A 19,903-nucleotide genomic window follows, 5' to 3' on the forward strand; every position below is an offset into this window, starting at 1 on the left:
CGTCTCCGAAACACGCCACTTTGCGAGCGGAAACACGCCGCGCCTAGCGTGGGCGCATGAACACCGTCACCGTCTTCTGCGGATCGTCGCCCGGATACGACCCCGTCTACGTGGAGGCCGCCTCCGCCGTGGGCGAGGCGATCGGCCGCGCGGGCATGGGCCTCGTCTACGGCGGCGGGCACGTCGGCCTGATGGGCACAGTGGCGGATGCCGCGCTGCGCGCCGGCGCGCACGTGACGGGCGTGATCCCGCGCGCGCTGCAGGCGCGCGAGGCGGTCAACGAGGCCGTGAGCGAGCTGATCGTCGTCGACTCGATGCACGAGCGCAAGACGATCATGGCCGACCGGGCCGACGCGTTCCTCGCGCTGCCCGGCGGCCCCGGCACGCTGGAGGAGCTCACCGAGCAGTGGACGTGGGCGCAGCTCGGCATCCACGAGAAGCCCGTCGGCCTGCTCAACGTCGACGGATACTTCGACCCCCTGCTCGCGTTCGTCGCGAACATGCGCGACCGGGGCTTCACGCACCCCCGCTACACCGACATGCTCGTCGTCGCGACCGATCCGGTCGAGGCCCTGGCGCGGCTGCGCGACTACGTCCCGCCGGAGCGCACCGCCGCGTCGCCGGGCGCGGAGCTCACGGCGCGCCTGCGGCCGTAGGCGCAGAGGGCTTCGGCGGCTCCAACCGCGGCACATTGTGGGTATCGCAGGCTGGGCATCGCACTTCGCCGCGGTCGAACGAGGGGCCCCACGCCCCTCGCTCGGGTGTTCGACCGCGGCGAAGTGCGGGTGCCACCACCCCGCTACACTCACTTTGCCGCGGTTGAAGGGCGGGGCCGGGGTGAGGAACACCGGGTACCGGGCTACCGTGGCTCGGCCGCCAGGTGCAGCACGGCCTCGGCGAGGGCACGGATGCCGAGGCCGACGTCGCGGCCGCTCACGGCCTCGTCGGGGTGGTGGCTGATGCCGTCGGGGTTGCGCAGGAAGAGCATGCCGACGTCGGTGATCGCGCCGATCGCCATCCCGTCGTGGCCCGCGCGGCTGAAGATGACCGGCGCATCCTCGGCGCGGGCCGGCAGCACGGAGCCGATGCCCGTGCGCACGACGTCCTGCAGCAGCGGCGCGCAGAACACGGCGGGCGCGTTGTGCACCTCGCGGGCGCGCCAGCGCAGGCCGCGGCGTGCCATGATGGCATCCAGCTCTCGGGAGAGCGCGCTCCACGCGTGGTCGCGCGTGCCGTCGAACTCGCCGCGCAGGTCGAGGCTGAACTGCACCTCGCCGGGGATGACGTTGACCGCGCCGGGGAACGCCTCGAAGCGCCCCACGGTGCCGACGATGTGGTGCTCGGCCGCGCAGATGCGCTCGACGGCGAGCGCCGCCTCGCTGGCGCCGAGCAGCGCGTCGTGGCGCATGTCGTAGGGGGTGCCGCCGGCGTGCCGCGCCTCCCCCTCGACGACGAGCTGGAACCGGCGGGCGGATGCGATGGACGACACGACCGCGAGCGGCTCGCCCGCGCGGTCGAGCTCGGGTCCCTGCTCGATGTGCGCCTCGAGGTAGCCGACGAGCTCGTCGGGGCGGCGGGCCGCCTCGCCGATGCGCGAGGGGTCGAGCCCGAACTCCAGGAAGGCGCGGCGCAGCGTCACGCCGTCGGCATCCGTCAGCTCCCACCAGGCGTCGTTCCAGTCGCCGGCGACGGCCGACGAGCCCAGCAGCGCCTTGCCGAACCGGGTGCCCTCCTCGTCGGAGAACGCGACGGCCTCGATCGCGAACGGCAGCGGCACGGCCCAGCCGCCCTCGACGGGCACGCGCACGAGCCGGATCACCTCCAGCGCGATGAGCACCCCCACGATGCCGTCGTACTTGCCCGCGTCGAGCACCGTGTCGAGGTGCGAGCCGAGCATGAGCGCGGGATGCTCGGAGGGCCGGTGCACGAGGGTCGGGGACTCCCGCGGGCCTCGGAGGATCTCCGCGGGATCGTCCGAAGCACGCGGGATTCCCCGACGTTCGTGGGGGGATGCCGCGGGCGCGTCGTCCAGCCGCTCCCAGCGCGGGGCGGGACGGGCGAGGGTGCGGACGTGCGCGCGGGCGGGCTCGATGCGGCCGCACTGGTTGCCCGCGGCATCCTGCCACGTGCGCATGCCGAGCTCGCGCATCCACTCGGCGGCGAGGCGGTTGACGCGGGCGTGCTCGGGCGACAGGTACACGCGCTCGACCGTTCCGGGCGTCGCGGTCACGCGCGCGAGCTCCTCGCAGCGCGCCATGACGCGCCGCGCGGCGGCGGCGAGGGCGTCGGGCGAGGCCTGCAGCAGCGCCATCACACCTCCGGCGCGGGGGATGCCGCGGAGGCACCCTCGCGGGAACTGCCGGCACCCTCGCGGGAACTATCAGCACCCTCGCGAGAAGAACTGGCACCCTCGCGAGGGGAATCAGCACCCTCGCGGAAGACGTCGAGGGCGGCCTCGGCGCCGGCGCCCGCGGGCACGGAGGCGCCGAACCGGCGCAGCACCGACTCCAGCGCGACGAGGGTCGTGAGCACGGCGTCGCGCCGCGCGTTGTAGCCCATCGTGCCGATGCGCCACACGCGCCCGTGCAGGGGCCCGAACGACGTGCCGATCTCGATGCCGAAGTCGTCCAGCAGCGCGGCGCGCGCGGCATCCCCCGGCACGCCCTCGGGGATCTCCACCGCGACGACGTTGTTCATCTTGTGCGCGACGTCGCCGAACACCGTCAGCCCCAGCGCCTCGACCCCGCGCAGCATCGCGAGACCCGCGACCCGGTGCCGTTCGATGACGGCGTCCCGGCCCTCCTGCAGCAGCACGCGCGCGCACTCGCGCGCCGCGTAGAGCATCGACGTCGCCTCGGTGTGGTGGTTCAGGCGCCGCGGCCCCCAGTAGTCGAGGATCATGCCGAGGTCGAAGTAGTTCGAGCGCACGAAGTCGGGCGCTGACGCGTCGCCGGGCTCGCGGATCCCGGCCTCGATCTTCTTGCGCGCGTTCACGACCTCGACGGCGCGCGGCGAGAGCGTGAGGGGCGACGAACCGCTGGGCCCGCCGAGGCACTTCTGCAGGCCGGCGGTCGCGGCATCCAGGCCCCACGCGTCGGCCTCGAACGCGTTGCCGCCGAGCGAGGCCGTCGCGTCGGAGTAGAACAGCACGCCGTGCTTCTGGCAGATCGCGCCGATCTCCTCCAGCGGCTGGTTCATCGTCGTCGACGTGTCGCCCTGCACGAGCGCGAGCAGCGTCGGCCGCACGCGCACGATCGCCTCCTCGATGACGGATGCCGGGAACACCTGGCCCCACTCCGTCTCGATCGTGTGCACCTCGGCGAGCGCGCGCTCGGCGATCTCGGCGAGCAGGTGGCCGAACCGCCCGAACACGGGCACGAGCACGCGGTCGCCGGGGCGCACGAGGGAGACCAGCGCCGCCTCGATGCCCGCGCGCGACGTACCGTCGACGAGCAGCGTCGCGTCGTTGCGCGTCGCCCACACCCGCCGGTAGAGCTCCTGCGTCTCGCCCATCGCCGCCGTCATGAACGGGTCGTACTGGCCGACGAGCGGTGCGGCCATCGAGCGCAGCACGCTCGGATACGCGGAGATCGGCCCGGGTCCCATGAGCAGCCGAGCGGGCGGGTCGATCGGGCCGGGGATGGCGGAGGGGATGCCGGAGCTCATGGCGTCGGCCTTTCTTCATCGGGGGCGCCCGGCGCGTCGGGCGTGCGCGAGGCGTCGGCTGTGCCCGGCGCGAGGAGGGCGTGCAGTGCGCGGGCGAGGCGCACGAGGGCGATGTCGGTGCCGGCGCGCGAGACGAGGCACACGCCGACGGGTGCGGGGCCCAGGGAGGATGCCACGGTCAGCAGCGGCACCGAGACGGCGGGCAGCCCGGCCGCCGCGGCGGGGGTGCTCATGCGCAGCGTGGCGTGCCGCACGGCGTCCACCCGCTCGCCCTTCGCGGTGCGCAGCGGCGCCGGGCCGGGGGCGGTCGGCAGCAGCAGCACCGCGTCGCGCACGTGCTGCGCGAGGCTCTCGCGCAGCGGGACGAGCTCGGCGCGGGCGGCCGCCTCGGCCTCGGGCGTGACCTGCGAGGCGGCGCGGAACCGCTCGGCGACCGCGGGGCCCACGGCGCCGGGGTGCGCGCGCAGCCACTCGCCGTTGTTGCGCCACGCCTCGGCGGCCTGCACGATGCGGAACGGCCGGTAGAACGCGTCGAGCTCGCCGATCGAGACCCGCTCGACGCGCGGCGCGCCGTCCGTCGCCGCGAGCCGCGCGAGCAGGGCGTCGAAAGCGTCACGGGTGGCGGGCTCCGCGGCATCCACGATCTCGGCGGGGATCGCGAAGCGCCACGGCAGGTCGGCGCTCGACTCGCCGTAGACGCTCTCGGTCGACTCGGAGCCGTCGTAGCTGAGGCACCAGTCGGCGACGCGCTGCATCGTGTCTCCGTCGCGGGTGAGCCAGCCGACCGTGTCGAAGCTCTGCGCGAGCGGCAGCATACCCTGGCGGGGCACGAGCCCGTGCGTCGTGCGCAGGCCCCAGAGGCCCTGGTACGACGCGGGCACGCGCACCGAGCCCGCGGTGTCGGTCGCGAGCCCGATCTCGGCCTGGCCCGTCGCGACGGCCGTCGCCGGCCCGCTCGACGAGCCGCCCGGCAGGGCACCGGCGAGGGCGCCGTTCGGCGGCGTGCCATAGTGCACGTTGTCGCCCGCGATCGAGTACGCGAACTCGTCGGTGCGCGCGATGCCGCGCAGCGACGCGCCCCCGCGCAGCAGGTCGGACACGGCGGGCGCCGTGGTCGTCTCGGCCCGTGCGCTGTCGAGGAAGGTGGGGTTGCCCGCGCCGATGCGGTAGCCCTTGATCGCGAAGAGGTCCTTCACGGCGACGCTGAGCCCGCGCAGCGGACCCTCCCAGGCGCCCTGCCACAGCGGGTCGCCGACCGTGCGCCACACCGACCGGTCGAGCGCCTGCGCCCGCGGCGTGACGTGCGCGGCCGTGATGCGCCAATGCCCGTCGAGGCGCTGCCACACCTGCGTCTGCAGCCCCGTGCCGCCGCCCGCGAAACGCGAGATCGACACGAGCAGGGCGACGTCGTCGGCCAGCGGCCGGTGCTCGACGCGCTCGATCGTGCGAGGCGGCACGCCCCCGCGCACGCCCCGGAAGGCGCTGATCGCGTCGTGTCCGACGAGCAGGCCCGCGGCATCCCCGCGCATCGTCTCGGCGCCCGGCGCGAACGCCGCGTCGAGCGCGTCGAGGTCGTTGGCGACGATCGCGCGCTCGTACTCCTCGAACGCCGCGACGAGGTCGGCGGGAACGCCGTCGGGGTAGCGGGTCATGCGCCGCGCTCCTTCGGGGTCCGGGGGTGCGGCGCCCGGAGGTGAGGCATCCGCTCGCCCCTTCGCATCCGCCCGTCCCTCACGAGCGCAGGCCCCACGAGCACAGGAGAAATCACCGACGCAGGAGGATTCGCGCCGGATCGTCCTGCACCGGTGATATCTCCTGTCGCGGTGACGGTCTCCATGACGGCGGGGCCGGCGGCACCGATCGCCCAAACTCCTCCAATCCGCGCACGTCCGCGCACGCGTGCCGCGGAATCCCGCGGCACTGCGCCGGCGGACGCACCGGATCGGAGGAGTTTCGACCGCCCGGCTGCGGAGCCGCCTCGGCACAACGGCCGTCGAGCGGCCGTCATGCCGACGGCTCCGTCCGTGCGACGCGGGCGAAGTCGGCCTCGCGGATGCGGGCGTGCACGCCGCACACGATGTCGACGACCTGCGAGATGTCGAAGTCGGTCGCCGCCGACAGGTAGGCGTAGGCGAGGTGCTCGTCCATGCCGTAGCGCGCCTGCAGCAGGTCGAGCGCGGCGCGCACCGCCTTGCGCATGGCCTCGTTCAGGTCGGGGTCGAGGCCCGTGGGCACGAGGTACTCGTCGGTGCGCACGAGGGGACCCGCGAGCTCGCCGAACTCCCGCAGCGCGACCTCGCGCGGCACGACCTCGAACCGCAGCGTCGCGCGCAGCGACGCCTCCAGCGCGGTGAGCGCGACCTCGCCGTCGCCCTGCGCGAAGTGCGGGTCGCCGACGTAGGCGAGCGCGCCGGGAACCTGCACCGGCAGGTACAGCACGGCCCCCTCGACGAGCAGCTTGATGTCGATGTTGCCGCCGTGCGCGCCGGGCGGCACGGAGTGCGGCCGTTCGCCGCCCGCGACGGCCAGGCCCATCGTGCCGAGGAACGGGGCGAGCGGGAACTCCACGATGCGCTCCGCGCCGTCGGTCAGCGGCAGCACGCCCACGACGCCGCCGTCGCGCTGCTCGACGGGCGCGAACACGCTCACGTTCTCGGGACCGCGGGGCAGCACGCCGGGCAGCGCGCCCTTGCCGTGCCGGTTGGAGATGACGCCGTACGGCACGCGCGGCAGCAGCGAGAGCACCGTGATCTTGAGCAGGTCGCCGGGCGCGGCATCCCGCACGAAGACGGGACCCGTGACGACGTGGGGACCGTCGTTCTGCGGATCACGCGACAGCTCCCGTGCGATCTCGATCGCATCCTCGAGCACGTCGCCCGCGGCGACCCCGTGGCCCGTGAAGTAGGCGAGCGGGTCCTTGCCCTGGTCTTCGAGCACGCCCTCGTGGCTGACCGTGTCGATCGTCACGGTCTCGCCCGGGGCGATCTCGAGCACGGGCGCGTCGTCGGCGCAGGGCAGGCGCCCCCACAGCACGGTGCCGGGCCGGGCGGGCAGGTAGTGGTCGCCCGCGATGGGGCCCTGACCGGGTTGCAGGATGCCGGCGGGCAGGATGCCGGGTTGCGCGATGCCGGCGGATGCGGTGCCGGCGGGCAGGATGTCAGCCACGGTGCAGCTCCTGTTCGTGTGGTCGGGGGGCGGCGGTCGCCGCGGTCAGCAGCCGTCCCGCGGGCAGCCCGCGGAAGCGCGGGGCCTCGCCGGCACCGCCCTCGGTGACGTCGAAGATCTGGTCGCCGCGCAGCCACGTGCGGCGCACGCGTCCGCGCAGCTCCCGACCGTCGTAGGCCGAGATGGGGTTGCGGTGCATCAGCCGGCGCGCGTCGATGCGCAGCACGTCCTCGGGACCGAACGCCGTGAAGTGCGCGGGGGCGCCGACGCGGATGCGTCCGGCATCCGTCAGTCCGGCGACGCGCGCGGGGCCTGTCGTGAACAGCGGCAGCAGCGTCTCGAGCGGGATGCGGCGGTGCCGTGCCTCGGTCCACACGGCCGAGAGCCCCACCTGCAGGCCTGAGATGCCGCCCCACGCGAGGCCGAAGTCGCCGCCGCCCGCGCGCTTGAGGTCGATCGTCGACGGCGAGTGGTCGCTCACGATCGCGTCGATGACGCCGTCGAGGATGCCCTGCCACAGGAGGTCGCGGTTGCCCGCCTCGCGGATCGGCGGGCAGCACTTGAACTCGGCGGCGCCGTCAGGGATCTCCTCGGCCACGATCGTGAGGTAGTGCGGGCACGTCTCGACGGTGAGGTCGAGTCCCTCGGCGCGCGCGGCGGCGAGCAGCGGCAGCGAGCGCGCGTCGCTGAGGTGCAGGATGTGCGCGCGGGCGCCCGTGCGGCGGGCCGCATCGATGACGGCGGCGATCGCGGACTGCTCGCTCTCGGGCGGACGCGACGCGAGGAACGCCGCGTAGTCGCGCCCGAGCGCGCCGTCGGGGGCGAGCAGCGCAGGGTCTTCGGCGTGCACGATGAGCCGCGAGCCGAGCGCCGCGACCTCCTCCATCGCCGCGTTCAGCTGCGCGGTGTCGAGGTGGCCGAACTCGTCGACGCCCGACGGCGAGAGGAAGCACTTGAAGCCGTAGACGCCCGCGTCGTGCAGGGGCTTCAGCGCGCCGAGGTTCTCGGGGACGGCGCCGCCCCAGAACCCGACGTCGATATAAGAGGATGCCGCGGCCGCGCGCTTGATCTCCAGCGCCTCGGCCGTCGTCGTGGGCGGCAGGGAGTTGAGCGGCATGTCGACGATCGTCGTCACCCCGCCGGCCGCCGCGGCGAGGGTCGCCGAGCGGAACCCCTCCCATTCCGTGCGCCCCGGCTCGTTGACGTGCACGTGGGAGTCGACGAGCCCGGGCAGCAGCACGGCGTCGTCGGGGACCGTGACGGCGCGGCCGCGGTGCGGCGGGCCGATGTCGACGATGACGCCGTTCTCGATGCGGATCTGCGCGGGCCGGAAGGCGCCGTCGATCCACGTGCGCACGGCGCGGATGTCGAACGAGCCGGCGTCCATGGCATCCTCCCGCGTCTTCAGGCATCGCTTAATCCTGACGCTAGAGGGCGCGGATTTCCGGGGTGTTTCACGCACGGGGTGCGGGGGTGTCCGACAGCCTGGGCGGGGCGGCGGCGGGGGCGGGGCGGATGCCGTGCAACACCCCGGAAACGGGCGCGCGGTACTGTCGCGGGATGGATCTCGCCGCGTTCAACGCCGCCGCGCCCGCCGAAGCCGCCGCGGCGGTGTCGGTGTGGGCCGCGGTTCCCGCCTGGGTGGATGCCGTGGTCGCCGGCCGCCCGTACGACACGGTCGACGCGGCGGCAGCGACGGCGGACGCCGCCGCGCGGTCGTGGACGGCCGCCGACCTCGACGCGGCGCTCGCGCATCATCCCCGCATCGGGCAGAAGCCCGCCGGCACGGGCGCCGAAGCCGCGGCGTCGCGGCGCGAGCAGGCGGCGATGTCCACGGCAGGAGACGATCTGACGGCCGCGATGGCCGCGGCGAACGCCGCGTACGAGGAGCGGTTCGGCCGCGTGTTCCTCATTCGCGCGGCGGGTCGCACGCCCGCCGAGATGCTCGCCGAGGCGCAGCGCCGGCTCGGGAACGCCGACGACGCCGAGACCGCCGAGGCGCTCGCCCAGCTGCGCGAGATCGCGGTGCTGCGGCTGCGCACGACCCTGGCATCCGACACGGAGGGCTGACATGGCACACCTCACGACCCACATCCTCGACGCGACGGGCGGCACGCCCGCGGTCGGCGTCGCCGTGACCCTGCTCGATGCCGACGGCGCGGTCGTCGCGACGGGCGACACGGATGCCGATGGGCGGCTCGGCCTCGGCCCCGACGTCCTGCCCGCGGGCGAGTACACCCTGCGCTTCGCCGTCGGCCCCTACTTCGCGGCTCGGGCCGTCGACGCCTTCTACCCCCGCGTCGAGATCGCCTTCGCCGTGGCGGACGCCCCGCACTACCACGTCCCGCTGCTGCTGAGCCCCTTCGCGTACTCCACCTACCGCGGCAGCTGAGCCCCGGCCCGCGACGCCCCGCCCGCCGCCTCGCCGAGATGGTGGGTTTCTCACCGAAACGGTGGCATCCACGCCGAGATGGTGTCTTTTGCCACGACATGGTACCCACCATCTCGGCGAGAAACCCACCATCTCGGCGCGGCGCGGCGCGGCGCGGCGGCGGGGCGAGGCGCGGGGCGGGACGCGGGCGGCCATCCCCGCACGTGAAGCCATGGCTTAACGGCGCGGCATCGGTGACGAAATAACCCCGTGACACGGCGCGAATAGCGTGCGGATATGAAGGTCATCATCATCGGCGCCGGCATCGGCGGAACGAGCGCGGGCATCGCGCTGAAGCGGCTCGGACACGAGGTCGTCATCTACGACCAGATGCGCGAGAACAAGCCCGTCGGGGCGGCGCTGTCGCTGTGGTCGAACGGCGTCAAGGTGCTCAACTGGCTCGGCCTCACCGATGAGGTCGCCGCGCTCGGCGGCGCGATGGACTACATGTCCTACCGCGACGGCCGCACCGGCGAGACGCTGTGCCGGTTCTCGCTCGACCCCGTGACGGCGACGACGGGGCAGAAGCCCTACCCCGTCGCGCGCGCCGACCTGCAGGCGCTGCTGATGGAGCGGTTCGGCACCTCCGACATCCATCTCGGCACGCGCATGGTCGCGCTCGCCGACGACGGCGCGACCGTCACGGCCACCTTCGCCGACGGCTCCACCGACACCGCCGACATGCTCATCGGCGCCGACGGCGCCCGCTCCATCACGCGCGACTACGTGACGCCCGAGGGCACGCCGCGCATCGAGCGCGCCTACTCGGGCTACACGAACTACAACGGCCTCATCCCGGCCGACACCGGGATCGGCCCCGCCGACCAGTGGACGAGCTATGTCGCCGACGGCAAGCGCGCGTGCGTCATGCCCGTCGCGGGCGACCGCTTCTACTTCTGGTTCGACGTGCCGCAGCCGGCCGGCGTGCCCTACGACCGCGCCGACGGCACGGCCCCGCTGGAGCAGACGTTCGCGGGCTGGGCGCCCGGCGTGCAGCGCCTGATCGCGGCGATCGACCCCGAGGTCTCGCTCAACCGCGTGGAGATCTGGGACATCACGCCGTTCCCGAACTGGGTCAAGGGGCGTGTCGCGATCCTCGGGGATGCCGCGCACAACACCGCCCCCGACATCGGGCAGGGCGCGTGCTCGGCGCTCGAAGACGCCTTCGCGCTCGGCATCGCCGTCGCGACGAACACCGTGAGCGTCGAGGACACGCTGCGCCGCTACGAGAAGATCCGCGCCGAGCGCGCCGGCGAGCTCGTGCTGCGGGCCCGCAAGCGCGGCGACGAGACGCACGCCTACGACGAGGCCGCGACGACCGCCTGGTACGAGAGCCTGCGTACGACCGACGGCAGCGACATCCTGCGCGGCATCATCGGCAACATCGACGAGAGCCCGGTCAACCTCGGCGCGGGGGTTCTGGAGGACGTGCTGTAGGAGAGGGATGCCGAGGCCGCTGCCCCACCCTCCCGCATCCTCATCCCCTCCCTCGTCCCACCTCCACGCCTTCCCCGAGGTCCCCGAGGTTCCCGAGGTCCCCGAGGTCCCCGAGGTTCAACCGCGGCAGACTGCGGATCGCCGACGCGCGCACCCGCACTCTGCCGCGGTTGAACAACAGGCGCGCCGTGGTACGCCCGGGCGCGCCGCGGTGGTACGCCCAGGCGCGCCGAGGCGCCCAGGTGCGCCCGGGCGCGCCGCGGTCGAACGACGCGCGCGTGCGCTACGCCCGGTCGCGCAGCGTGAGCCAGATGGCGACGGCAGTGGCATCCGCCGACGGGTTCACGACCCGGTGCGGGCGGGTGGCCCAGAAGGCGAGCGAGCCGCCGGGGCCGAGCTCGACCATGCCCTCGGTGAACTCGAACACGAGGATGCCCGTCACGACGGATCCCATCTCGTAGCCGGCGTGCACGAGCATCGCGCCGTCGACGCTCGACGACGTGCCCGGCGGATACGTCGTCTCGAACAGGTCGATGCCCTCGAGCGCGACGGGCGTGAGCCGCCGGTACACGACGCCCTGTCCCAGCACGGGCGCCGTCGCGTCGTCGGGCACGCTCACGTGCACGCCCGGGATCGGCTCGCTCGTGCCGGCCGCGAGCGCCTGCGGCTGCAGCACGTCGTGGTCGTCGAAGATGGCCGACACGGGGGCCCCGAGCTCGGCGACGATCTCGATCAGCCGGTTGACCGACGGCTGCATCGCGCCCGTCTCGATCTGCGAGAGGGCGCTGGAGGAGATGCCGACGGCCTCCGCGACGGAGGCCAGGGAGCGACCGGACGCCGTGCGCAGCCGCCGCAGCCGGGCGCCGATGGATGCCGCGACGTCCTGCCGATCCGCCATGCCCACTCCCTCTCCCCGCGTCGAGTCTAAGAGGTCGCGCGCGCCGGCGCCCCCGGCATCCCACACCATTCAACCGCGGCAGTGTGCGGGTGCGGTCTCACCACACCCGCACACTGCCGCGGTTGAACCCAGGCTGGCGCCTTCGCGGGCTATGCGTCCTTGGTGGGCGGCCCGTCGTCGGCGTGCTTCTCGCCCGGCGGCGGGTTGAGCGGCTGGGTGGGGATGAGGCCGGTCCCCTCGGCCTCGGGGTGGATGAGCGCGGCGGCGGCGGGGCCGCGCACGGCGTCGTGGGCGCTGATGTCGGGGTCGTCGGCGGCCTGCTTGCGCAGCTGCTCCGAGTTGAGCAGCAGGTTGAGCAGGATCGCGGCGATCGCGCCGGCCGAGATGCCCGACTCGAAGATGAGCGTGAACCACGTCGGGAAGTTGTGGTAGATCGTGGGCGCGACCGTCGGCAGCAGGGCGATGCCGACCGAGATCGCCACGACCAGGATGTTCTTGTTGTTGAACTTCACCTTGGTGAGGGTGCGGATGCCGCTCGCGGCGACCATCCCGAACAGCGCGATGCCCGCGCCGCCGAGCACCGCGCGCGGCACGCCCTCGACGATCGCCGACACCTTGGGGATGACGCCGAGCACGATCAGGATGACGCCCGCGGCCGTCGCGACGTAGCGCGAGCGCACGCCCGTGAGCGAGACGAGGCCGACGTTCTGCGCGAACGCGGTGTAGGGGAACGTGTTGAAGATGCCGCCGAGCACGGTGCCCAGGCCGTCGGCGCGCAGGCCGTCGGCGAGGCTGCGGCGGTTGACGGGCTTCTCGACGATCTCGCCGACGGCGATCATGTCGCCCGTGGTCTCGGTCATGATGACGATGCCGACGATGATCATCGAGACGATCGCCGCGATGTTCCAGGTCGGGAGGCCGAAGTGGAAGGGCGTGATGATCGCGAACCAGGCGGCGTCGCCCACGCTGTCCCAGTGCACCATGCCCGGCACCAGCAGCGCCACGAGCGTGCCGACCACGAGGCCCAGCAGCACCGAGACGCGCTGCAGCGCGGGCGGCGCGAACCGCTCGATCAGGATGATGAACAGCAGCGTGCCCGCCGCGAAGCCGACGTTGAGCGGGTCGGCGCCGTTCTCGTCCCCGCCCTGCGTGATCCAGCCGGCCGCGACGCGCATGAGCGAAAGGCCGATGATGAGGATGACGGTGCCCGTGACGATCGGCGGGAAGAACCGCAGCAGCTGTGAGAAGAACGGCGCGACCAGGATCATGAACACGCCGCAGGCGATGGTCGCCCCGAAGATGTCGGTGATGCCGCCGCCCTCGGGCGAGGTGCCGATCGCGATCATCGGCCCGACCGCCGCGAAGGTGACGCCCTGCATGAGCGGCAGGCGCACGCCGAAGCGCCAGAACCCGATCGACTGCACGATCGTCGCCAGGCCCGCGACGAACAGGTCGGCGCTGATGAGGAAGGCCATGTCGGCGGGGCTGAGCTGCATCGCGCCGCCGACGATGAGCGGCACCGCCACGGCGCCCGCGTACATCGCGAGCACGTGCTGCAGCCCGAGCGGGAACAGTCGCGCGAGGGGTGGGATCGCGTCGACGGTATTGCCCGTCTCCCGCTTCTTCTTCTTTCGTTCCACCGTGGGGGTGCTCGCTGTCGCTGCCATGTCCGTGCTCCTGTCTGTGCGGGTGCGGTGCGGTGCGCGGAGCGGGTGCGCACGCCGTCGTGGCACTGACGTTAAGCCAGGACTAAAGGCCGATTCGCGGGTTCACGGCATCCGTTTCAGAAAATTCACGGACCGAAACAACTCGGCAACACTCGCGCGATCTCCCGCATTCTGGGCGCAACAAACCGCCGCCCGCCGGGCGATGGCACGGCGGGCGGCGGGGATCGGACGGCGGTCTCAGACGGTGCCGGCGGGCGGCCAGAGTCCGATCACGAGCGACATCGCGATCACCAGCACGAGCTCGTGCGCGATGTTCAGCACCGTGAGCTGCGACGGCCGGCCGACCATGACGTCGTGCACGATGAGCCGCCCGGCGGTGAACCCGGCCCACAGCGTGACGCCCGTCACGAGCGCCGACGACAGGTACGAGCCGCCGTAGAAGTGCCACGCGATCGCGACCGAGCCGGCGAGCACCCACGCGAGCAGGAAGCCCAGCACGATCGACACGAGGATGCGGGTGATGCCCTCGCCGCCCGTGCGCGGCGGCTTCTCGTCGGACAGCCGCGACCAGCGCCTGCCCAGCACGGGCGGCGCGTACCAGACCGATCCGATGATCATGGCCAGTACGGTCGCCACGGCCACGGCGCCGTAGTTGATCTCGGGAATCATGGGAGCCTCCTCGGTGTGCTCCCGAGGCTAGCGGGAGGATGCCGCGAGCGACACCGCCCGCGGCGGCGGGCGCCAGGGGTGGGGCGACGTCAGAGGTGACGTCGCGGATGGCGCGACGCCAGGGGCGGGCGTCAGCGGTGACGCGACGTCAGGAGTGACGTCAGACGCGGAACACGGAGTGCACGGGGCCGCAGGCGTGCTGCCCGTCGAGGTCGTCGAGCTCGAGCAGCACCGCGGTTCCGGCGAGGCGGTGGTCGAGCGACGCAAGCAGACGCTGCGCCGCCCGCAGCGTGCCGCCCGTGGCCAGCACGTCGTCGACGAGCAGCACACGGGTGCCGGACGGCAGGTCGTCGGCCATCTCGATCGTCGCGGTGCCGTACTCGAGGTCGTACGTGACGGATGCCGCGGGGCGGGGCAGCTTGCCCGCCTTGCGGATCGGCACCATGCCCACGCCGGTCGCGATCGCGACGGCGCCCGCGAGCAGGAACCCGCGCGCCTCGACGCCCGCGACCACGTCGAACGCGCCGGCGAACGGCGCGGCGAGCGCGTCGACGACGCGGCGCAGGCCCTCGGCATCCGCCAGGAGCGGCGAGATGTCGCGGAACATGACGCCCTTCTCGGGGAAGTCGGGGATCGTCGCGATGAGCGACTCGGCACGGGCGAGATCGGGCACGGGTTCAGCGTAGCGGGCGGACCAATCCTTACATTTCTTCATTGGTAAGGCTCTTGTGCGAGCTTAAGGAAAAGAAGAGGATGGGAGGAAGAACGCTCGAGCAGAAGGAGCCGGCATGCCCAGCGCCACGATGACCAGCAAGGGGCAGATCACCGTGCCCAAGGAGATCCGCGACGAGCTGCGCCTCACGGCGGGCTCGAAGATCATGTTCGTCAGGATGCCGGGCGGGCACTTCCGCCTTGTGCCCCGCACGGGGAAGGTGAGCGATCTCATCGGCATGCTGCACGACCCGTCGGTGCCGCCGCTGACGATCGAGCAGATCAACGAGGCGATCGCCGAGGGCGGAGCCGAGAGCGGCATGCGCGGGATCACCCAGGGCCGCAGCTGATGTTCCCCGGCGTCACGCGCCTGACGGGCATCGACACGAACGTCATCCTTCGCGCGGTGCTGCAGGATGACCCCGCGCAGACACCGCACGCAGAAGGCCTGCTCCGCAGCCTCACGACGGAGCACCGCGGCTTCGTCACGCAGGTCACTCTCGCCGAGGTGTACTGGGTGATCGCGCGCAGCAAGCACTACTCGCGCGACGCATGCCTTGCACTCATCCGCAGGCTCGTCGAAACCGAGGTTCTCGAGTTCGACGACGGCGAGAGCGTCGTGCGCGCCCTCGGCCTCGCCGAGGACGGCGCCGACTTCGCCGACGCGCTCATCCAGGGAACCATGGAGCTGTTCGGCACGAGCGAGACCGTCACCTTCGACCGCGACGCCGCCGACCGCCTGGGATGGCGGCTGCTGGGCGCCGGCTGAGCGCCCGGCATCCTGCCCTGTCCTGCACACACACCTCCCCGCCCCCCTCCCCGCTCCCTGGGTTGACCGCACCATCGATCTCAACCGCGGCGAAGTGCGGGTCCCGCGCTGCGCAACCCGCACTTCGCCGCGGTTGAACCCCAGGGGCGGGAACCCCAGAGGCGGGCAAGGGAGGTGAGGGCAAGGGAGGCGGGCGAGGAGGGGCCAGACAGGGCAAGAAACCCCTTGTGTGCGCAAGCGCTTGCGCTATGATCGTGGGCATGACCATTGCTTCTACCCTCGCGCCCATCGGCGAGAACCGCATCGGCGCCGAATGGTGGCGCTCGGCCGTCATCTACCAGGTGTACCCGCGCTCGTTCGCCGACGCGAACGGCGACGGCATCGGCGACCTCGCGGGCATCACCGCGCACCTCGACGACCTCGTCTCCCTCGGCGTCGACGCCATCTGGCTGAGCCCCTTCTACACGTCCCCCCAGAACGACGCCGGCTACGACGTCGCCGACTACTGCGACATCGACCCGCGCTTCGGCACGCTCGCCGACTTCGACCGCATGCTCGCGGCGGCGCACGCCCGCGGCATCCGCGTCGTCGTCGACCTCGTGCCCAACCACAGCTCGAGCGAGCACGAGTGGTTCCAGCAGGCCCTCGCCGCCGGCCCCGGCAGCGCCGAGCGCGCCCGTTACCTGTTCCGCGACGGCACGGGCGAGAACGGCGAGCTGCCGCCGAACAACTGGCAGTCGGTCTTCGGCGGCCCGGCCTGGACCCGCGTCGCCGACGGCCAGTGGTACCTGCACCTGTTCGACGTGACGCAGCCCGACTTCGACTGGAACAACCCCGAGGTGCACGAGTTCTTCACGAACGTGCTGCGCTTCTGGCTCGACCGCGGGGTCGACGGCTTCCGCGTCGACGTCGCGCACGGCCTCGTCAAGCACGAGGACCTGCCCGACCACGAGCTCAGCGACGACCCCGCCATGGGCGGCGGCGAGCACGTCGCGCCGTACTGGGGCCAGGAGGCCGTGCACGACATCTACCGCGAGTGGAACGCCGTGCTGCGCGAGTACGACGGCGACCGCGCGCTGTGCGCCGAGGCGTGGCTGCCCACCGTCGACGAGACCGCGCTGTGGGTGCGCCAGGACGAGATGCACCAGGCCTTCAACTTCCCGTACCTGACGACGAAGTGGGATGCCGACGACCTGCGCGCCGTCATCTCCGAGTCGCTGCGCGCCTACCCCGCCGTCGGCGCGCCGGCGACGTGGGTGCTGTCGAACCACGACGTCATCCGTCACGCCTCGCGCCTCGCGCTCACCGAGGACACGGCCCGCGACGGCGGCATCGGCCCGCGCTCGACCGCCCGACCGATCCCCGAGCTCGGCCTGCGCCGCGCCCGCGCCGCGACGACGCTCATGCTCGCGCTGCCGGGGTCGGCGTACCTCTACCAGGGCGAGGAGCTGGGCCTCCCCGAGGCGACCGACCTGCCCGACGAGGTGCGTCAGGACCCGACCTGGTTCCGCACCGACGGCGAGCGCTACGGTCGCGACGGATGCCGCGTGCCGATCCCGTGGGTCGCCGACGCGCCCGCGTACGGCTTCAACGAGACCGGCGCGTCGTGGCTGCCGCAGCCCGCGGAGTGGGCCGCGCTCGCCCGCGACGCACAGGAGGGCGACCCGGCCTCCACGCTGTGGCTGTACCGCACGCTGCTCGCGAACCGCCGCCAGTACGACCTCGGCGCGGGGTCGCTGGAGTGGCTCGACGGCTTCCGCGACGACGTCATCGCGGTGCGCAACGGCGCCGTGACCGTGGTCGTGAACCTGGGGTCGGAGCCCGTCGCGCTGCCGTCCGGCACGCTCGTCGTCGCGAGCTCGGCCTTCGAGGGCGCCGAGCTGCCGGCCGACACGGCCGTCTGGCTGCTGGCGGACTGAGCACGACCGTGGCCGGGCGAGGGCGTGTCGTTCACGACTCAGGAAGATTCGCGGCATCCGCTCCGGAGACCCGCGTGATTCCGCGGAACGCGCGATTCGCGGCGTCCGGATCTCCTGAGTCGTACACGGCGACCCCCGAGGCCGCCGAGGCCGACCGGCGGCAGCGGACGGGCCGGGGGTAGCCGTGGCCGGCATCGACGACGTCGCCCGGCGCGCGGGGGTGTCGGCCACGACCGTCTCCCGCGCACTGAGCGGGCGCGGGCGCGTCTCGGAGAAGACGCGCGAGCGCGTGCGACGCGTCGCCGACGAGCTCGGATACGTCGCCTCGGCGACCGCCGCGAGCCTCGCGACGGGGCAGACCATGTCGGTCGGCGTGCTCGTGTCGCTCACGGGCCGCTGGTACTTCGCGACGGTGCTCGACGGCATCGCCGCACGGCTCGCGCCGCACGGCTACGACCTCACCCTGTACGACCTCACCGACGACGCGGCGCAGCGGCAGCTCCTCTTCGAGACGTCGCTGCGCCGCGGCCGGGTCGACGGCATCCTCGCGCTCACGGTGACGCTGTCGGACGACGAGATCGACGCGCTGCTCGGTCTGGGGCTGCCGGTCGTCGGCCTCGGCACGCCGTCGCCCCGCGTGCCCGCCCTGCGCGTCGACGACCGCGCCGTCGCGCGCGCCGCGGTCGCGCACCTGCTGGCGCTCGGGCACCGCCGCATCGCGCACATCGGCAACAGCAAGGGTCCGGGGGCGGGCTGCGACGTGCCGACGCAGCGACACGACGGTTTCGTGGAGGCGATGACGGATGCCGGTGTGCCGTGCCCCGTCTTCGTGCAGACCGACTTCACGGTCGCCGACGGGCGGCGCGCGACGCTCGAGCTGCTGCAGCGGGAGGAACCGCCGACCGCGATCTTCGCGGCATCCGACGAGCTGGCGTTCGGCGCGATCTTCGCCGCCCGCGAGCGCGGGCTGCGCGTGCCCGACGACCTGTCGATCGTCGGCGTCGACGGCCACGAGATGGGCGAGCTGTTCGGCCTCACCACGATCGACCAGTTCCCTCGCCGCCAGGGCGAGCGCGCCGCGGAGCACATGCTCGCGCTGCTCACCGCCACGGACGACCCCACCCCACCCGCCGCCCCTCCCGCGACGGTGCCCGTTGTCCCCGCGAGGGTGCCAGATATCTCCACGACGGTGCCAGTTATCCCCGCGAGGGTGCCAGCAATCTCCGCGACGGTGCTCTCGGAGCCGCTCCCCTTCGAACTGGTGACACGCACCTCCACCGCCCCGCCCGCGGAGTGACCCGGAACGGGCGCCCCCGGCATCCCCTGCACCGGCCGCCCCGGCGTAGGCTCGACGCCATGGCCATCGACCTCGAAGCGCTCTACATCGACCTGCACCGCCACCCCGAGCTGTCGTTCCAGGAGACCCGCACCGCAGGGGTCATCGCCCGCGAGCTCGACGGGCTCGGCATCGAGTACGTCGAGGGGATCGGGCGCACGGGCATCGCCACCACCATCAGCAATGGCGAGGGCCCCGTCGTGTGGCTGCGCGCCGACATGGACGGCCTGCCCGTCGAGGAGCTGACCGGCCTCGCCTACGCGTCGACCGTGCACGGCGTCGACCCGGCCGGCAACACGGTGCCGGTCATGCACGCGTGCGGCCACGACATGCACGTGACGGCGCTGCTCGGCGCGCTCGAACGGCTCGTGCACACGAAGGATGACTGGAGCGGCACGATCGTCGCTGTGTTCCAGCCCGCCGAGGAGTACGGCGCGGGCTCCCAGGCGATGATCGCCGACGGGGTGCTCGACCGCTTTCCGAAGCCCGACATCGTGCTCGGCCAGCACCTCACCCCCCTGCCGGTCGGCACGATCGGCGTGCGCCCGGGCACGCAGATGGCGGCCTCCGACGGACTCACCGTCACGCTGCACGGCCGCGGCGGCCACGGCTCGCGCCCGCACGCGACGATCGATCCGATCGTGATGGCCGCCGCGACCGTCATGCGCCTGCAGACCGTGGTCTCGCGCGAGATAGACCCCCGCGAGATGGGCGTCGTGACGGTCGGATCGATCCACGCGGGGCTGAAGAACAACATCATCCCGGCTGAGGCGACGCTCGCGCTGAGCCTGCGCTACCCCGACGACGCGGCGCGCGAGAACATCATGGCCCGGGTCGAGCGGATCGTGCGGGCGGAGGCCGCGGCGTCCGGCGCCGAGAAGGAGCCGACGATCGTCATCGACCACACGCTGCCGCCCACGATCAACGACGCCGACGCGACCGCGCGCGTCTCGGCCGCGTTCACGCGCGCCTTCGGCGAGGGCACGGTCATCGACCCGGGCATGTTCACCGGCAGCGAGGACGTCTCGTGGTTCGCCCGCGAGGCGGGCGTGCCGCTCGTCTTCTGGTTCTGGGGCGGCCTCGACCCGCAGACCTATCAGGATGCCGTCGAGCGCGGCACCGTCAACGAGGACATCCCCACCAATCACTCCCCGTTCTTCGCACCGGTGATCCACCCCACCATCGAGGTCGGCGTGAGCGCGCTGGTCACGGCGGCGCGGGAGTTTCTGGGGTAG

General features: G+C 72.9%; 18 protein-coding genes. 9 read left to right on the forward strand and 9 right to left on the reverse strand.

The features are described 5' to 3' along the window. Positions 1 to 56 precede the first annotated feature (56 nt). On the forward strand, positions 57 to 656 hold the full coding sequence (locus tag AOA12_RS20520; protein ID WP_054686606.1) for a TIGR00730 family Rossman fold protein: 600 nt from the start codon (positions 57 to 59) through the stop codon (positions 654 to 656). A gap of 203 nt (positions 657 to 859) precedes the next feature. Here AOA12_RS20520 and AOA12_RS20525 read toward each other — a convergent pair whose 3' ends face one another. From AOA12_RS20525 to allB, 5 genes are all read right to left on the reverse strand, one after another. After that, positions 860 to 2,311, reverse strand: a complete 1,452-nt coding sequence (locus tag AOA12_RS20525; RefSeq protein WP_054686607.1) for a Zn-dependent hydrolase — start codon at positions 2,309 to 2,311, stop codon at positions 860 to 862. Next, positions 2,311 to 3,666 carry a pyridoxal-phosphate-dependent aminotransferase family protein gene (locus AOA12_RS20530; protein ID WP_082406428.1) on the reverse strand — a complete coding sequence of 452 codons (1,356 nt, stop codon included), beginning with the start codon at positions 3,664 to 3,666 and terminating at the stop codon, positions 2,311 to 2,313. The genes AOA12_RS20525 and AOA12_RS20530 overlap by 1 nt, the downstream gene beginning before the upstream one ends. Further along, positions 3,663 to 5,318 (reverse strand): AtzH-like domain-containing protein, encoded by a 1,656-nt coding sequence (locus AOA12_RS20535; protein WP_054686608.1) that lies wholly within the window; start codon positions 5,316 to 5,318, stop codon positions 3,663 to 3,665. Before AOA12_RS20535 ends, AOA12_RS20530 begins: the two co-directional genes overlap by 4 nt. Positions 5,319 to 5,670: 352 nt before the next feature. Next, the gene (locus AOA12_RS20540) at positions 5,671 to 6,822 is read right to left on the reverse strand and encodes an acetamidase/formamidase family protein (RefSeq protein WP_231637265.1); all 1,152 of its coding nucleotides are present in this window, start codon (positions 6,820 to 6,822) and stop codon (positions 5,671 to 5,673) included. Between the two features lies 1 nt (position 6,823). Next, complete coding sequence (gene allB, locus AOA12_RS20545; protein WP_054686609.1) at positions 6,824 to 8,218, reverse strand: allantoinase AllB; 1,395 nt, start codon at positions 8,216 to 8,218, stop codon at positions 6,824 to 6,826. A gap of 173 nt (positions 8,219 to 8,391) precedes the next feature. Between allB and uraD the strand changes: the two genes are divergently transcribed. From uraD to hpxO, 3 genes are all read left to right on the forward strand, one after another. Beyond that, the gene (gene uraD / locus AOA12_RS20550; RefSeq protein ID WP_054686610.1) at positions 8,392 to 8,901 is read left to right on the forward strand and encodes a 2-oxo-4-hydroxy-4-carboxy-5-ureidoimidazoline decarboxylase; all 510 of its coding nucleotides are present in this window, start codon (positions 8,392 to 8,394) and stop codon (positions 8,899 to 8,901) included. 1 nt (position 8,902) lies between these two features. Next, positions 8,903 to 9,223 carry a hydroxyisourate hydrolase gene (gene uraH, locus AOA12_RS20555; protein WP_054686611.1) on the forward strand — a complete coding sequence of 107 codons (321 nt, stop codon included), beginning with the start codon at positions 8,903 to 8,905 and terminating at the stop codon, positions 9,221 to 9,223. A gap of 276 nt (positions 9,224 to 9,499) precedes the next feature. Beyond that, positions 9,500 to 10,699, forward strand: coding sequence for an FAD-dependent urate hydroxylase HpxO (gene hpxO, locus AOA12_RS20560; protein ID WP_054686612.1), 1,200 nt, complete (start codon positions 9,500 to 9,502; stop codon positions 10,697 to 10,699). A gap of 283 nt (positions 10,700 to 10,982) precedes the next feature. Here hpxO and AOA12_RS20565 read toward each other — a convergent pair whose 3' ends face one another. The 4 genes from AOA12_RS20565 to AOA12_RS20580 form a co-directional block, all read right to left on the reverse strand. Continuing rightward, positions 10,983 to 11,597 (reverse strand): helix-turn-helix domain-containing protein, encoded by a 615-nt coding sequence (locus tag AOA12_RS20565; protein ID WP_054686613.1) that lies wholly within the window; start codon positions 11,595 to 11,597, stop codon positions 10,983 to 10,985. 149 nt (positions 11,598 to 11,746) lie between these two features. Further along, complete coding sequence (locus AOA12_RS20570) at positions 11,747 to 13,264, reverse strand: nucleobase:cation symporter-2 family protein (RefSeq protein ID WP_082406430.1); 1,518 nt, start codon at positions 13,262 to 13,264, stop codon at positions 11,747 to 11,749. Between the two features lie 237 nt (positions 13,265 to 13,501). Then, positions 13,502 to 13,933 carry a DUF1761 domain-containing protein gene (locus tag AOA12_RS20575; protein WP_054686614.1) on the reverse strand — a complete coding sequence of 144 codons (432 nt, stop codon included), beginning with the start codon at positions 13,931 to 13,933 and terminating at the stop codon, positions 13,502 to 13,504. A gap of 160 nt (positions 13,934 to 14,093) precedes the next feature. Then, positions 14,094 to 14,648 (reverse strand): adenine phosphoribosyltransferase, encoded by a 555-nt coding sequence (locus AOA12_RS20580; protein ID WP_054686615.1) that lies wholly within the window; start codon positions 14,646 to 14,648, stop codon positions 14,094 to 14,096. Between the two features lie 73 nt (positions 14,649 to 14,721). Between AOA12_RS20580 and AOA12_RS20585 the strand changes: the two genes are divergently transcribed. The 5 genes from AOA12_RS20585 (at position 14,722) to AOA12_RS20605 (ending at position 19,903) form a co-directional block, all read left to right on the forward strand. Then, entirely contained in the window at positions 14,722 to 14,994 is a 273-nt protein-coding gene (locus AOA12_RS20585; RefSeq protein ID WP_082406431.1) for an AbrB/MazE/SpoVT family DNA-binding domain-containing protein, read from the forward strand. Continuing rightward, entirely contained in the window at positions 14,994 to 15,413 is a 420-nt protein-coding gene (locus AOA12_RS20590; RefSeq protein WP_082406432.1) for a PIN domain-containing protein, read from the forward strand. The genes AOA12_RS20585 and AOA12_RS20590 overlap by 1 nt, the downstream gene beginning before the upstream one ends. 260 nt (positions 15,414 to 15,673) lie before the next feature. Continuing rightward, positions 15,674 to 17,332 (forward strand): glycoside hydrolase family 13 protein, encoded by a 1,659-nt coding sequence (locus tag AOA12_RS20595; protein ID WP_197281007.1) that lies wholly within the window; start codon positions 15,674 to 15,676, stop codon positions 17,330 to 17,332. 184 nt (positions 17,333 to 17,516) lie between these two features. After that, on the forward strand, positions 17,517 to 18,629 hold the full coding sequence (locus AOA12_RS20600) for a LacI family DNA-binding transcriptional regulator (protein WP_082406433.1): 1,113 nt from the start codon (positions 17,517 to 17,519) through the stop codon (positions 18,627 to 18,629). A 59-nt stretch (positions 18,630 to 18,688) separates the two neighbouring features. Beyond that, complete coding sequence (locus AOA12_RS20605) at positions 18,689 to 19,903, forward strand: amidohydrolase (RefSeq protein WP_054686617.1); 1,215 nt, start codon at positions 18,689 to 18,691, stop codon at positions 19,901 to 19,903.

The organism is Microbacterium sp. No. 7, assembly GCF_001314225.1.
GTDB lineage: Bacteria > Actinomycetota > Actinomycetes > Actinomycetales > Microbacteriaceae > Microbacterium.